The sequence below is a fragment of the Kitasatospora sp. NPDC028961 genome, assembly GCF_055564815.1.
In genome coordinates this window covers 364,433-378,917 of sequence record NZ_JBVHVO010000005.1, presented here as the reverse complement: position 1 = coordinate 378,917, position 14,485 = coordinate 364,433, and the positions used below count along the sequence as shown (strand labels likewise).

Sequence of the window (14,485 nt, the reverse complement as noted above, 5' to 3'; positions counted from 1 at the left end):
AAAACGCTCCCCCCACCTCTCTTGCCACACATCCCCTTTTTTAGGGGGTGGGGGGGGGGTTTGTTTGGCGTGGGCCCCCCCCCCCCCCCCTCTGGCCCCCCCCCCCCCCCCCCCGCCCGGGGGCTCACCCGGCGGACGGCTCCAGGCCGGCCCGCAGCAGGCCGTAGGTGTAGGCGTCGTCCAGGGCCAGCCAGGACGCGGCGATCACGTTGTCGGCCACCCCGACGGTGGACCAGCTGGTGGTGCCGTCGGTGGACTCGATCAGTACCCGGGTCTTGGAACCGGTGCCGTGCTGGCCCTCCAGGATGCGGACCTTGTAGTCGACCAGCTCCAGCTTGGCCAGCTGCGGGTAGATCCGCTCCAGCGCGGTGCGCAGCGCCTTGTCCAGCGCGTCGACCGGGCCGTTGCCCTCGCCGGTGGCGATCCGGCGCTCGCCCTTGGCCCAGACCTTGACCGTCGCCTCGTTGCCCGCGAAGCCCTGCGGCCCCTGCTCGCTGATGGTCCGCCAGGACTCCAGGGTGTAGAAGCGCTCGCGGCTGCCGCGCACCTCGTCGCGGAGCAGCAGCTCGAAGGAGGCGTCGGCGGACTCGTAGGTGTAGCCGAGGTTCTCCTGCTCCTTGACCCTGACGACCACCCGGCCGGCCAGGTCCCGGTCGCTGGACAGGTCGTAGCCGAGCTCCTTGCCCTTGAGCTCGACCGAGGCGCGGCCGGCCATGTCGGAGACCAGCATCCGCATGGTGTTGCCGACCGTCTCCGGGTCGATGTGCTGGTAGAGGTCCGGGTCGACCTTGATCGCGGAGGCGTGCAGACCCGCCTTGTGCGCGAAGGCGGAGTGGCCGACGTACGGCTGGTGGGTGGAGGGCGTCAGGTTGACCACCTCGGCGACCGCGTGCGAGATCCGGGTCATCTCGGCCAGGCTGCCGGGCGGCAGCACCCGGCGGTCGTACTTGATCTCCAGCGCGCCGACCACCGGGAACAGGTTGGCGTTGCCGACCCGCTCGCCGTAACCGTTGGCGGTGCACTGGACGTGGGTGGCGCCCGAGTCGACCGCGGCCAGCGTGTTGGCGACGGCGCAGCCGGTGTCGTCCTGGGCGTGGATGCCGATCCGGGCACCGGGCTTGTAGGTCGCGGAGTCGGCGAGGACGTCGGCGACGATGTCGCGGACGCCGGCCGGCAGCATCCCGCCGTTGGTGTCGCAGAGCACCACCACGTCGGCACCGGCCTCGTGCGCGGCGCGGACCACCGCCAGGGCGTACGCGCGGTTGGCCTTGTAGCCGTCGAAGAAGTGCTCGCAGTCGATGAACACCCGGCGGTCCTGGGAGCGCAGGTAGGCCACGCTGTCGCGGATCATCTCCAGGTTCTCGTCCAGCGTGGTGCGCAGCGCCAGTTCGACGTGCCGGTCGTGGGCCTTGGCGACCAGGGTGATCACCGGGGCGCCGGAGGTCACCAGGGCGGCCAGCTGCGGGTCCTCGGCCGCCTTGCCGCCGGCCCGCCGGGTGGCGCCGAAGGCGACCAGCTGGGCGTGCCGGAGGTCCAGTTCGGCGGCGGCCCGGGCGAAGAACTCGGTGTCCCGCGGATTGGCGCCGGGCCAGCCGCCCTCGATGAACCCGACCCCGAACTCGTCCAGATACCGGGCAATGGTCAGCTTGTCGGCCACCGTGAGGTTGATGCCCTCGCGCTGCGCGCCGTCGCGCAGGGTGGTGTCGAAGACGTGGAAGCTGTCGTCGGTGCGATTGCTGGCCTGGGTCATGGCCCTGGGTCTCCGTTCCGGGAGGTTGGTACTGCTCTGCCGGTTCTGATCCGGCTCCACTGTCCAGCATCCCGCGCGCGCCCGGTGTCGCTCGGCCCCTTGTGGGGGCTCCGGCCGGTCCGGGGGGTGTGCCGTTCGGGCTGGGCCCGAAAAGCAAAAGACCCCTCGCGGGTGCGAGAGGTCTGCGCGCGGGTCTGGACGCTGGTGGTCGCTCCGCATCGGGTACTGCGGAGCGGTCACTGCGGACCGGCGCGCCTGCTGCTAATGATCAGCGAAAGCGAGGACACGCTCGCAGTGTGGCACACCCTCCGGAGTCCGGCCCGGCCGTCTCGCGATCCGAAACGGCACGGGCCGGGGCGGCTCCGGATCAGACGATCTTGTGCAGCCAGCCGTGGGTGTCGGGGCGCTGACCGCCCTGGATGGCCAGCAGCGCCCGGCGCAGCTCCATGGTGGTCGGGCCGGGCTCGCCGGCGCCGACGGTCCAGTCCCCGCCGCGGGACTTGACCGAGCCGACCGGGGTGATGACGGCGGCGGTGCCGCACGCGAAGACCTCGGTGAGGGTGCCGTCGGCGTTGCCCCGCTTCCACTCCTCGGTGGAGATCTTCCGCTCCTCGACGGCGTAGCCGAGGTCGGCGGCGAGCTGGAGCAGCGAGTCGCGGGTGATGCCGGGGAGCAGCGCGCCGGAGAGCTCGGGGGTGACGATCGTCGCGTCCTTGCCCTCCCCGAAGACGAAGTACAGGTTCATCCCGCCCATCTCCTCGATCCACCGGTGCTCGGCGGCGTCGAGCCAGACCACCTGGTCGCAGCCCTTGGCGGCGGCCTCGGCCTGGGCGACCAGCGAGGCGGCGTAGTTGCCGGCGCACTTGGCGGCACCGGTGCCGCCCGGCGCGGCGCGGACGTAGTCCTCGGAGAGCCAGACCGAGACCGGCTTGACGCCACCGGAGAAGTAGGCGCCGGCCGGCGAGGCGATGATCATGAAGAGGTAGGAGTTGGCCGGGCGCACACCCAGGCCGACCTCGGTGGCGAACATGAAGGGCCGCAGGTAGAGGCTCTGCTCCTGCTCGTTCGGCACCCAGTTCTGCTCCTGCTGGACCAGGTGCTCGACGGCCTCGACGAAGGTCTCGATCGGCAGCTCCGGCATGGCCAGCCGGCGGGCGGAGGCCTGGAAGCGGGCGGCGTTGGCCTCCGGGCGGAAGGTCGCGATCGAGCCGTCGGCCTGGCGGTAGGCCTTCAGGCCCTCGAAGATCGACTGACCGTAGTGCAGCGTCATGTTCGCCGGGTCGATCTCCAGCGGCGCGTACGGCGCCAGCTGGGCGTCGTGCCAGCCCAGGCCCTCGGTCCACCGGATGGTGACCATGTGGTCGGTGAAGATCCTCCCGAAGCCGGGGTTGGCCAGCCGGGCCTCGCGCTCCGCGTCGGACAGCGGGTGCGCGGAGGGCTTGAGGTCGAACGTGATGGGCGCCTGGGTGGGCGTGCTCATGGCTGTGTGTCCTTCACCGTGGGGTTGGTCCGGGCCGCCTCCGTCGGGTGAACGTTTCGGCGAACGAACGCACGACGGCACGGCCCACTGTCGATACTCGCATCCAGAGGGCCGTGCCGAACAGCTGTCGACCCCAGGAGGAGTCGGCGGCCGCGGTTGTGCGCTTGTGCGCCCCGGCCCCTTCGGCCGGAACACCGCTTGTCGGATCCGGCCTCCCGGCCTGATCCCGCGTGTCGGATCCGGCCTGTCAGCCGGATACTCGGGCGGCGAGCGCGTCGCCGACCTGGGAGGTGCTGCGGGTGCCGGTGCGCTCGGTCAGGTCCGCGGCGACCGCGGCCTCGACCGCGGCGGCCTCGGCGGCGAAGCCGAGGTGCTCCAGCAGCATGGCGACCGAGAGCACGGTGGCGGTCGGGTCGGCCTTGCCCTGGCCCGCGATGTCCGGGGCGGAGCCGTGCACGGGCTCGAACATCGACGGGAAGTCGCCGCTCGGGTTGATGTTGCCGCTGGCGGCCAGGCCGATCCCGCCGGTGACGGCGGCGGCCAGGTCGGTCAGGATGTCGCCGAACAGGTTGTCGGTGACGATCACGTCGAACCGCTCGGGCTGGGTGACGAAGAAGATGGTCGCCGCGTCGACGTGCAGGTAGTCGGTGGTGACCTCGGGGAACTCCCGGCCGACCTGCTCGAAGATCCGCGTCCACAGGTGACCGGCGTGCACCAGCACGTTGTTCTTGTGGACGAGGGTCAGCTTCTTGCGCGGCCGCGCCTGGGCCCGGCGGTAGGCGTCGCGGACGACCCGCTCGATGCCGTAGGCGGTGTTCAGGCTGACCTCGGTGGCCACCTCGTGCTCGGTGCCGGTGCGCAGCGAGCCGCCGTTGCCGACGTACGGGCCCTCGGTGCCCTCGCGGACGACCACGAAGTCGATCGCGGGGTCACCGGCCAGCGGCGACGCCACGCCCGGGAAGAGCCGGCCCGGCCGCAGGTTGATGTGGTGGTCGAAGGCGAACCGCAGTTTCAGCAGCAGCCCGCGCTCCAGCACGCCGGACGGCACGCTCGGGTCGCCGATGGCGCCGAGCAGGATCGCGTCGTGGGTCTTCAGCTCCGCCAGCACGCTGTCCGGCAGCGTCTCGCCGGTGCGGTGGTAGCGCCGGGCGCCGAGGTCGTACTCGGTGGTCTCCAGCTTCACGTCGGCGGGCAGCGCCGCGCCAAGGACCTTGAGGCCTTCGGCCACCACTTCCTGGCCGATGCCGTCACCGGGAACTACTGCGAGACGAATGGTGCGAGACATGCTCGGACCCTACTCCGCCGTCCCAGGGGCTGACACTTCGCGTCCACTATCCGGACGCCCGATCAGGTGAGGTCGACATCGACCGCGAACGGCCGGTCGAGCTCGAGCTGCTTGGGGTGGATCCCGGTCAGCCCGTAGGACGACGTCGCCGGATCCAGCTCGTACGTGTGGTGATTCCCTCCCACCGGGGATCCCGACGGACGCTCTCGGGCTACTCGGCGGGATCCCGCCGGACGTCACTCCCACGGGGGAGCGCGGGAGGCGGAACCCGCGCCCGGGGCGCGTCTATGCTCGCGACGAACTTGTCCGGCATTCCTCGTGGAACGGGGCGAATCACCATGGCCGAGCGACGGCGGGAGGCGTTGGCCTGCGGGGTCGCGGCCGGCCTGGGCATGGCCGGGTACGCGCTCGCCGCCGCCCTGCGCGGGGCCTGGCCGCCCGGGGCCGCGGAGACGGCGGTGCCGTTCCACGCCCAGCTGTGGGACCTCGTCCACGGCGAGACCACCGGTGACCTGCTGTTCACCTGGAACAGCGGGTACGGCGCGCCGTTCCTGGCCGACTTCTTCGCCTACCTGATGAACCCGTTCTCCTGGCCGGCCGCGCTGCTGCCGCGCGACCAGGCCCAGCTCGCGGTCTTCCTGGTGGCGCTGGGCAGCATCGGCCTGGGCACCGGCCTGATGACCCACGCGCTGGGCCGCCTGCACGCCGGCCCGCACTGGCTGCGGGCGGTCGCCGCCCTCGGCTACGGGCTCTGCGCCTGGGTGCCGACCGTGGGCGGGGCGGCCCCGATGTGGCTCTGGGGCCTGGTCTCGCTGCCGCTGCTCGTCCTGGCCGGCGACTGGTGCCTGCACGAGCGCCGCTGGGTGGCCGGCACCCTCTGCGTCGCCCTCGCCTGGGCGGGCAACCTCTACACCGCCGCGATGGCCACCATCACGGCCGGCCTGGTGCTCGCGGTGCGGCTGGCGGCCGTCCGGCGGCCGTTCAAGGCCGTGGTCCGGGTGACCGGTCGGGCGGTCACCACGGCCGGCCTCGGGGTGCTGCTCGCCGCGCCGGTACTGTTCGTCGGCGTCCGGGCCGCGCAGGAGGCACAGCCCGAGTCCCCCGTCCAGCCGCTCGGCCCCTCCGGGCTCGGCGGGCACCTCGCCCAGTTGCTGCCCGGCGCCCAGAGCGGGCGGCCGCTGCCGGACGTCTCGATCGGCCTGCTCGGCCTGCTGCTGGTGGCCGGGCTGCCGTTCAACCGGCGGGTGCGGCCCCGGGAGCGGATCGTCTGGTGCGCCCTGCTGGCCATGGTGGTGCTGAGCTTCGTCTGGACGCCGACCGTGCTGGTCTGGCACGGCCTTGCCATCCCGGCCGGCGGCCCCTACCGGGTGGCCTTCGTGCTCAGCGGGCTGCTGGTGCTGGCCGGCTGGGTCTCGCTGGTGCACCGGCCCGACACCCCGACGCTGCTCGGCGGCGCCGCCGTGGTCGCCCTGGTGGCCGGGATCGCGGCGGCGCACCGCTCGGTGCACGGGTCGACCTGGGCCCTGCTCGCGCTGGGCGGCGCGGTGCTGCTCGCCGCGCTGTGGACCCTGGAGCACCGGCACACCGACCGCCGGGCGGGCACCGCCGCGACCGCCGTCCTGGGCGCCGCGGTGCTCGGCGGAGCGGTCTGGTCGGCCTACGCCGCGCTGGGCACGCCGGCCGCCGGGACGCCTTCGGGCGCCGCCGTCCGGGCCGCGCACGCGGCGCTGCGGCAGGCCGCCGACTGGCCGCGGGCCCGGAGCGACCCGGGACCGCACGCCTTCACCCCGAACGACCCGCTGCTGCTCGACGGCCAGGGCGGCGGCTACTCCAGCGGGTCCCTGCCCACCGTCACCGCGCTGCTGCTGCACGACCTGGGCGCCGGCTGGTCGGCCGGCGGGCGGCTCACCCGGAGCGTCACGGACCCGGTCGGACGGGCGCTGTTCGCCGTCCGGACCCAGCTCGCCGACGGGCCGCCGCCGAACGGCTTCACGGTCGCCCGGTCCGCCGCTCCCCCGCTGGTCACCGTCCTCCCGGCGGGCTCCGCCCCGGACACCTCCTCGGTCTGGTCGCGCCAGGAGTCGCTGCTCGGCGGCCCGGTCTACGACGTCCCCGGGCTGGTCCCGGCCGGCGGTCCGGAGCCGGCGGAGCACGGCAGCAGCGGCTGGTCCGTCCCCGCCACCCCCGCCGGTTCGGACGGCACCGCGTTCACCGCGGTCTGCACCCCGGGCGCCACCGCGTACTTCCACGGCGTCTGGTTCGACGGCACGGTGAGCGGCCTCGCCGCGAGCTACCGCAGCGACGGCGAGCAGCCGACCACCGCCGTGCCGATCCACGAGCTGGGGACGGTGCCCGCCGACGGCGTGGTGCGGGTGGTGCTGCGCGCGGACACCGTCACCCAGGTCCCGGCCCGGCCGGTCGGCTGTCTGCGGCCCGGCGCGCTGGACGCGGCCGTCGCGCGGCTCACCGCGACCGGCGCCCGCTCGGTCACGGCCGGCGGGCACACCCTGGCCGCCGCCCTCCCGCCCGGCAGCACCGGGACGGCGCTGCTCTCCGTCCCGGCCACCGCGGGCTGGACCTGCGCGGCCGGCGGCGGCCGGCCCACCGCGCCCACCTCCGTCCTCGGCATGATCGGTGTCCCGCTCGGCGCCGGCGCGGACCGGATCAGCTGCTCGTTCCGCCCGCCCGGTCTGACCGAGGGGTTGCTCCTCGCGCTGGCCGCGGCCGCCGTCACCACCCTGACCGGGGTCTTCGGCCGGCTCCGCCACCGGCCCACCCGCACACCGCGCCGGATCCGCCGGGCCGCCCACCGGGGGCGCGCCGACGGGTAGCGATGCCGGAGGCCGTCACCGCGTGCGGTGACGGCCTCCGGCGGGGCGGGACGGGACGGAGCGGTCAGGGGAGGGCGAGGACCTGTCCCCGGTGGCCGTCCCGGTTGAAGTGGTGGAGCAGGAGCAGCCGGGAGGTGTCACCGTCGGCGCGCCGGACATCGAGGACGGTGCCCGGCGGGAGGGCGGCGGCCACCGCGGCGGGGCCGCCGGGACCGGTGCGGACGTCCACGGCCGGGTGCAGCACGTCGACCGCGAGGGTGGGCCTGGTGCCGCGCAGGCCGACGGCGGAGAACGCCTCGGCCGGGTCGGGCTTCCCCGAGGTGGCGACACCGGTCCAGAGCCCGTAGCGGACGGTGCTGTGCCCGGCGCGCACCCCCGGCAGGGCGGCGAGGCGCACCGGCAGCACCAGGACGTCGCTGTCCAGCAGCGCGGTGTCGGTGTCCCCCCAGCGGGCGTTCAGCGGCTGGACGTCCAGCTCGGCACCGCTGCGGGCGTCCACCGACCGGGCGACCAGGACGTCGCTGCCGGGCTGCCGGTCCGCCTTGACGAAGACGTCGGTGGCGCCGTCCCCGTCGGTGTCCAGCGAGGCCCGGACGGCGAAGACGCCGACCGGGGTGGCGGCGGGCGCCCAGAACTGCGCGGCGAGGTAGAGCATGCCCTGCCCGTCGCCGACGGCGGGCGCGTCGGAGGCCGCGCCGACCGCGCGCAGGTTGGCCGCCCGGTCGCCGGGGCGTTCGACGCAGACGTCCTGCGGGGCCTGCGGTTCGGTGCTCTCCTCCGGGACGATGCCGGCCCCCGGTCCGACCGCGGCGCCGCTGTCGGGCGGGCAGTCGGGCCAGCGGGCGCCCTCGCCGCCCAGCGCGAAGGCGCTGAGGAGTCCGGGCCGCTCGGCCGGCGCCCGGGTGCCGCCGAGCACGACCAGGGCGCCGGTCCTGGTGCCGCGCGCCGGCGCCGCCGCGCTCAGGTCCGAGGCCGGGCGGGGAGCGGCGAGCAGCGGGACCCGCAGCTCGGGCAGCGCGTCGTCCGAGACGGGCGTGAGCAGCAGCCGCCCGGAGAGCTCGCCCCGGTAGCTGCGGGCCCGGCCGCCCTGGCTGGTGTCGATGGTCGGGTCGGGCGCGCGGCCCAGCTGTCCCGGGACGGTCAGCGTGACCCTGACCCGGGCGGTGCCGCCGGCCGGCACCTCGACCCGGTCGGGCGCGATCTCGAAGCGGGCGCCGGGCAGTTCGGTGGCGGCCGCGTAGCCGGTGCGGTACAGCGCCGCCGTGCCGGACAGGTTGCGGACCTCGACCTCGCGGACGAGCCCGAGCGGGCCGCCGACGGCCACCGGGCCGAAGGAGACGCCGACGCTGCCCGGCGCCGCGCCCTCGCCCGCCGCGTAGGCGACCACCGGGGTCCGGACGGCGCGGTCCACCTGGGCCCGGCCGGCGCCGGTGCGCTCGGGGCCGTAGACCGGGCCGGTGTGCCCGTCGCCGGGCCAGGTGTCCCCGGCGGTGTTCATCAGCGCGGCCTTGAGCTGCTCGACCGTCCACTCCGGGTGGGCCGCGCGGACCAGCGCGGCCAGCCCGGCGACGTGCGGGGTGGCCATCGAGGTGCCGTCCTCGCGCTGGCCGCCGACGCCGCTGCCGGCCTTGGCGGACCAGATGGTCTCGCCGGGGGCGGCGAGGTCGGGCTTGACCACGCCGGGGACGCCGATCCCGCGCGAGGTGAAGTCGGTGAGGGTGTCGGTGCGTTGCGGCTGGTCCTGGGAGACGACACCGTGCAGCGGATTGCCGGGGGCGGCCAGCCGGACGGTGACCGGGCCGCTCGCCGCACCCTGGCGCAGCCGTTCGCCGTCGGCCCGGGCGAGCAGTGCGAGCGGGATCCGGTCGTTGCCGGAGACCTCGGCGAGGTGGTCGTCGTCGGCGGCGAGCAGGGCGCCGATCGCGCCCGCGTCGGCGGCGTGGTCCGCGCGCGGCCCGGAGCCGCAGGCCCGCTCGGACGCCCGGGTGCTCCAGGCGAGGACGGCGATCCGCCCGGCGAGCCGCTGCCGGTCGGCCTCGCCGAACGCCGTGCAGCCGTCGGACTGGTCGACGGGCAGGGCGAGTTCACCGCTGACGTCGGCGCTCGACCAGCCCTGGTAGCGGGCGCTCCAGTGGCCCGGGACGACCCCGGCGAGCGGCTCGGGGGCCAGTACCGTCAGGCCGTCGGCGTCGCTGTGCGGGTCGACCGAGGCGGCGACGGCGACGGCCCGGGCGGCGGTGCCGGGGCTGCCGCCGATGCCGTAGACGTCGCCCTCGTTCCCGGCCGCCGCGACCACCACGGTGCCGAGTTCGGAGAGGTGGTCGACGGCGATCGCGTCGGCGTCGTCGGTGGCGCCGAAGCGGCTGCCGAGGGAGAGGTTGACGACGTCGAGCCGGTCGCCGAGGTCACCGTCGCCGTTCGGGTCGGCGGCCACGTCGAGGGCCTGGGCGAGCTGGTCGGTGGCGCCGTCGCAGCCGAACACCCGGATCGCGTACAGCTGCGCGCCGGGCGCGGCGCCCGGGCCGACCGCGAAGCCGGCCGGGTCGAGGCCGGGCCGGTAGGGGCCGGGGTAGGGGCGGCCGTCGGTGGTGACGCCGAGGCCTGCGGCGGTACCGGCGACGTGCGTGCCGTGGCCGTTGAGCGCGCAGTCGATCGGGTTGTCGTCCGGGTGGGGGTCGGGCTGGTAGTGCGGGGAAGCCGGGTCCGGGTTGTAGTCGTCGCCGACCAGGTCGCGGCCGCCGACCACCTTGGCGTTCGGGAAGAGGCCGGCGGGTGCGGGCTTGGCGCCGTCCACGGCCTTGAACGCGTCCTCGGTGCCGGGGCCGCCGAAGTCCGCGTGGGTGTAGTCGATGCCGCTGTCGATGATGCCGATCCGCACCCCCTGACCGGTGTTGCCGGCCCCGGCGTCACCGGATCCGGCGTCCCAGACCCACGGCGCACCGGTCAGCGGCACGGAGTGCGCGTTGTCCCGCTGCTTGCGCACGATGGGGTGGACGGCCCGGACGCCCGGCAGCGCGCGTAGGGCGGGCAGCCGGGAGGCCGGCACGGTGACGGCGAGTCCGGTGAGCAGGGTTCGGGTGCGGTACAGCTCGCGGACGGTGGGAGCCGTGCCGCGGACGGCCCGGGCCAGCCGGTCGAGCGCTTCGGACGCCCGGGTCACCTGCTCGGCTCCGGCCCGCGCGGCCTCCTGGCGGACGGCCTCCGGGGAGCGCCGGGCCCGCCGGGCTTCGGTGGCCGCCTGCCGCCAGGCCGGACCTGCGGCCTCGGTGCCGAGCTCCAGCAGGACGGAGGCCGGGCGGCCGGCGCCGGGGGGCGCGGCCGTCGGTGGACTGCCGGCCGCCGGGGCGGCGGTGAGCAGGAACGGCCCCGCCAGCAGGGCCAGGGTGAGGCCGATCCGGGCGATCGGACGACGGACGGGTGGCTGACGCACTGGGCCCTCTCCCCCGGCAAGGGGAACTGATCCGCACGCCGTGCCGCTGACGCCCGCCCGCGCGGACGCCGATCACCCTTCCGGGGCCCCAAATTAGGATGATCGCGCCGGACAGCGCGAGCAACATCCCTCCAACGGGTGCCACGTGCACTCTCGGGAGTGACTCGCCGTCAGGCCGTGCGGGCTATTCGGCAGATGAACGCCGGTTCCGGAGGGTGAGGCCCGCCCGGCCCAGCGGCGAGCGGCCCTGGACCCAGGACGCCGGGAGGCGGCCCGCTCAGAGGTGGCCGGTCACGCCACCGTTGTCCCGGCGGTCCAGCGCGCGCTGCAGCGCGGCGGCGGCGAACGGGGGCCGCTCGGTCGCGCGGCGGCGGCGCGGCGCACGGGCGGTGGTGGCGGGGGCGGGGGTGGCGTGGCGGTCTGCGGTGGGAGGCATACCGGGCTCCTTGGATCGAATGCGCCGGGCAGTGGCGCAGGGGGTGGGGAGAGGGGGGTGCCGGCGAAGCGCGTCGCCAGGGGGGCTCACGGCGGAGCGGGAGCACGCCGGGCGGGGATCGCCTGCCCACGGCGTACGGGCGCACACGGGCCGCACACCCTGGCTACAGGGGCGGCGCACCGTATGGCTCTTCCACGGTACGACCCGCGCCCTGGCCTGTCTGCACGAATACTTGGATTTCCTAGTATCTGAGACGGGACTCACCCGGGGCGCCGGTCCGGCCCCGGACGCGGCAGGGCCCGGACCACCGCCGCGCGGTGGTCCGGGCCCTGTCGGAACGGCTCTGCCGGGGCTCAGGCGCCCAGGTCGACCGAGCGGGCGAAGCGGGCGCCGATCTCGGCCGCGATCGCCGACAGCACCTCCTGCGGGATCTGGGAGTCCACGGTGATCGAGGCGAGCGCGCCGCTGCCGTCGCGGGCCACCTGCATGCCGGCGATGTTGATGCCGGCGTCGCCGAGGTGGCGGCCGAGCACGCCGACCACGCCCGGGCGGTCCTCGTACTTGAAGAACGCCATGTGGTCGGTGAGCGCCACGTCCACGTCGAAGGCGTCCACGCCGACGATCTTCTGGGTCTGCTTCGGACCGGCCAGGGTGCCGGAGATGGCGATCTCGCCGCCGTCCGCCAGGGTGCCGCGGACGGTGATCACGTTGCGGTGCTCGGGGCTCTCGCTGGAGGTGGTCAGGCGCACCTCGACACCGCGCTCCTGGGCGAACAGCGGGGCGTTGACGTAGGACACCGTCTCCGCCACGACGTCCTCGAACACACCCTTGAGGGCGGACAGTTCGAGCACCTTCACATCGTGCTGGGTGATCTCGCCGCGGACCTCGACGTCCAGGCGGACGGCCACCTCGCCGGCCAGCGCGGTGAAGATCCGGCCGAGCCGCTCGGCCAGCGGCAGGCCCGGGCGGACGTCCTCGGCGATCACGCCGCCCTGGACGTTGACGGCGTCCGGGACGAGCTCGCCGGCCAGCGCCAGGCGGACGGACTTGGCGACCGCGATGCCGGCCTTCTCCTGGGCCTCGTCGGTGGAGGCGCCCAGGTGCGGGGTGGCCACCACGTTGTCGAAGCCGAACAGCGGGGAGTCGGTGCACGGCTCTTTGGCGTAGACGTCCAGGCCGGCGCCGGCCACCCGGCCGTCGCGCAGGGCGCTCGCCAGCGCGGCCTCGTCCACGATGCCGCCGCGGGCGGCGTTGACGATGCGCACGCTGGGCTTGACCTTGTGCAGCGCCTCGTCGCCGATCAGACCGATGGTCTCCGGCGTCTTCGGGAGGTGGACGGTGATGAAGTCCGAGATCTCCAGCAGCTCTTCCAGCGAGACCAGCTTGACGCCCATCTGCGCGGCGCGGGCGGCCTGGATGTAGGGGTCGTACGCGACGATCTGCATGCCGAACGCGGACATCCGCTGCGCGACCAGCACGCCGATCCGGCCGAGGCCGACGACGCCGAGGACCTTCTCGCTCAGCTCGACGCCGGTGTACTTGTTGCGCTTCCACTCGCCCTGCTTCAGGGCGGCGTTGGCCGGCGCGATGTTGCGGGCGACCGAGATCAGCAGGCCGCAGGCGAGTTCGGCGGCGGTGACGATGTTGGAGGTCGGCGCGTTGACGACCATCACGCCGGCCTTGGTGGCCGCGGCGACGTCCACGTTGTCGAGGCCGACGCCGGCGCGGGCGACCACCTTGAGCTTGCGGGCGGCGGCCAGCGCCTCGGCGTCCACCTTGGTGGCGGAGCGGATCAGGATGGCGTCCACGTCCGCGATCGCGGTCAGCAGCTCGGTGCGGTCCGCACCGTTGCAGTGGCGGATCTCGAAGTCCGGCCCGAGGGCGTCGACGGTGGCGGGGGACAGCTCTTCGGCGATCAGTACAACGGCGGTCTTGGTCACAGTGCTCACGACAGTGGTCCTTAACTGTCCGGTTCCCCCCGGCACGTAGGTGGCGTGGAAGGCGGGGGGAAGGTGGCATGCCGCGTAGGTAGACGCACGACGCTGTGGGCCTGACGCGCACTCGGAAGTGTATCGACGGGCTGGGTACCAGGCTGCTCCCGTCCGGCGAAATCACCCGGACGGGAGCAGCCTAGTTGTACAAGGACCCTACGGAATCGGACAGGTCCCGAAGGGGGCGGAGCCTTGAGGCTCAGGCCTCTTCCTTGACCCAGCTCATCAGCTTGCGGAGCTTCTTGCCGGTGGTCTCCAGCAGGTGGTCCTCGTCGGCCTTCTTGTACTCGTTGTACTTGGGCAGACCGGCCTTGTACTCGGCGATCCAGGTGTTGGCGAAGGTGCCGTCCTGGATCTCGGCGAGGACCTTCCTCATCTCGGCCTTGGTGGCGTCGGTGATGATGCGGGGACCGGTGACGTAGTCGCCCCACTCGGCGGTCTCGGAGACCGACCAGCGCATCTTCTCCAGGCCGCCCTCGTACATCAGGTCGACGATGAGCTTCAGCTCGTGCAGGCACTCGAAGTAGGCGATCTCCGGCTGGTAGCCGGCCTCGACCAGGGTCTCGAACCCGGCCTTCACCAGGGCGGCGGTGCCACCGCAGAGGACGGCCTGCTCACCGAACAGGTCGGTCTCGGTCTCCTCGGTGAAGGTCGTCTTGATGACGCCGGCCTTGGTGGCGCCGATGCCCTTGGCGTAGGACAGCGCCAGCTCCAGGGCCTTGCCGGAGGCGTCCTGCTCGACGGCGACGATCGCGGGGACGCCGCGACCCTCCTCGTACTGGCGGCGGACCAGGTGGCCCGGGCCCTTCGGGGCGACCATGCAGACGTCGACGTCGGCCGGCGGCTTGATGAAGCCGAAGCGGATGTTCAGGCCGTGGCCGAAGAACAGGGCGTCGCCCGCCTTCAGGTGCGGCGCGATGGACTCCTCGTAGACGTCGGACTGGATCGGGTCCGGCACCAGGATCATGATGACGTCGGCCTCGGCGGCGGCCTCGGCCGGGGTGACGACGCGCAGGCCGGCCTCCTCCGCCTTGGCGCGGGACTTCGAGTCGGCCTTCAGACCGACCCGGACGTCGGCACCCGAGTCGCGCAGGGACAGCGCGTGGGCGTGGCCCTGGCTGCCGTAGCCGATGACCGCGACCTTGCGGCCCTGGATGATGGACAGGTCGGCGTCGTCTTCGTAGAACAGCTCGGCCACGGGGGCACATCTCCTTGCGTGATGGTCTTGCCGGGTACGTTCCCACGGTACGTGGACCCGGCAGGGTGTGGGACGGTGCTTCAG

9 protein-coding genes are annotated in these 14,485 nt (G+C 74.2%); 1 reads left to right on the top strand and 8 read right to left on the bottom strand.

Going from position 1 to position 14,485, the window contains the following annotated elements; translation table 11 throughout:
* Window positions 1-124: 124 nt before the first annotated feature.
* From cimA to ACZ4UX_RS13910, 4 genes are all read right to left on the bottom strand, one after another.
* The gene (gene cimA, locus ACZ4UX_RS13925) at window positions 125-1,750 is read right to left on the bottom strand and encodes a citramalate synthase (RefSeq protein WP_352295297.1); all 1,626 of its coding nucleotides are present in this window, start codon (window positions 1,748-1,750) and stop codon (window positions 125-127) included.
* 367 nt (window positions 1,751-2,117) lie between these two features.
* Window positions 2,118-3,230 (bottom strand): branched-chain amino acid aminotransferase, encoded by a 1,113-nt coding sequence (locus ACZ4UX_RS13920; RefSeq protein WP_329489720.1) that lies wholly within the window; start codon window positions 3,228-3,230, stop codon window positions 2,118-2,120.
* Window positions 3,231-3,477: 247 nt separating this feature from the next.
* On the bottom strand, window positions 3,478-4,515 hold the full coding sequence (locus ACZ4UX_RS13915; protein ID WP_465608978.1) for a 3-isopropylmalate dehydrogenase: 1,038 nt from the start codon (window positions 4,513-4,515) through the stop codon (window positions 3,478-3,480).
* A 62-nt stretch (window positions 4,516-4,577) separates the two neighbouring features.
* Window positions 4,578-4,700: a hypothetical protein gene (locus tag ACZ4UX_RS13910; protein WP_465706745.1), complete on the bottom strand. Its 123-nt coding sequence runs from the start codon at window positions 4,698-4,700 to the stop codon at window positions 4,578-4,580.
* Between the two features lie 153 nt (window positions 4,701-4,853).
* Here ACZ4UX_RS13910 and ACZ4UX_RS13905 point away from each other — a divergent pair, with 153 nt between their 5' ends.
* Entirely contained in the window at window positions 4,854-7,346 is a 2,493-nt protein-coding gene (locus ACZ4UX_RS13905; RefSeq protein ID WP_465706744.1) for a YfhO family protein, read from the top strand.
* 64 nt (window positions 7,347-7,410) lie between these two features.
* Here the strand turns inward: ACZ4UX_RS13905 and ACZ4UX_RS13900 are convergent, their stop codons facing one another.
* From ACZ4UX_RS13900 to ilvC, 4 genes are all read right to left on the bottom strand, one after another.
* Window positions 7,411-10,776, bottom strand: a complete 3,366-nt coding sequence (locus tag ACZ4UX_RS13900) for a S8 family peptidase (RefSeq protein ID WP_465706743.1) — start codon at window positions 10,774-10,776, stop codon at window positions 7,411-7,413.
* Window positions 10,777-11,053: 277 nt separating this feature from the next.
* Window positions 11,054-11,212 (bottom strand): hypothetical protein, encoded by a 159-nt coding sequence (locus tag ACZ4UX_RS13895; protein ID WP_329489716.1) that lies wholly within the window; start codon window positions 11,210-11,212, stop codon window positions 11,054-11,056.
* 353 nt (window positions 11,213-11,565) lie between these two features.
* Complete coding sequence (gene serA, locus ACZ4UX_RS13890) at window positions 11,566-13,152, bottom strand: phosphoglycerate dehydrogenase (protein ID WP_329492255.1); 1,587 nt, start codon at window positions 13,150-13,152, stop codon at window positions 11,566-11,568.
* A 250-nt stretch (window positions 13,153-13,402) separates the two neighbouring features.
* Entirely contained in the window at window positions 13,403-14,401 is a 999-nt protein-coding gene (gene ilvC / locus ACZ4UX_RS13885; protein ID WP_465706742.1) for a ketol-acid reductoisomerase, read from the bottom strand.
* Window positions 14,402-14,485: the final 84 nt, after the last annotated feature.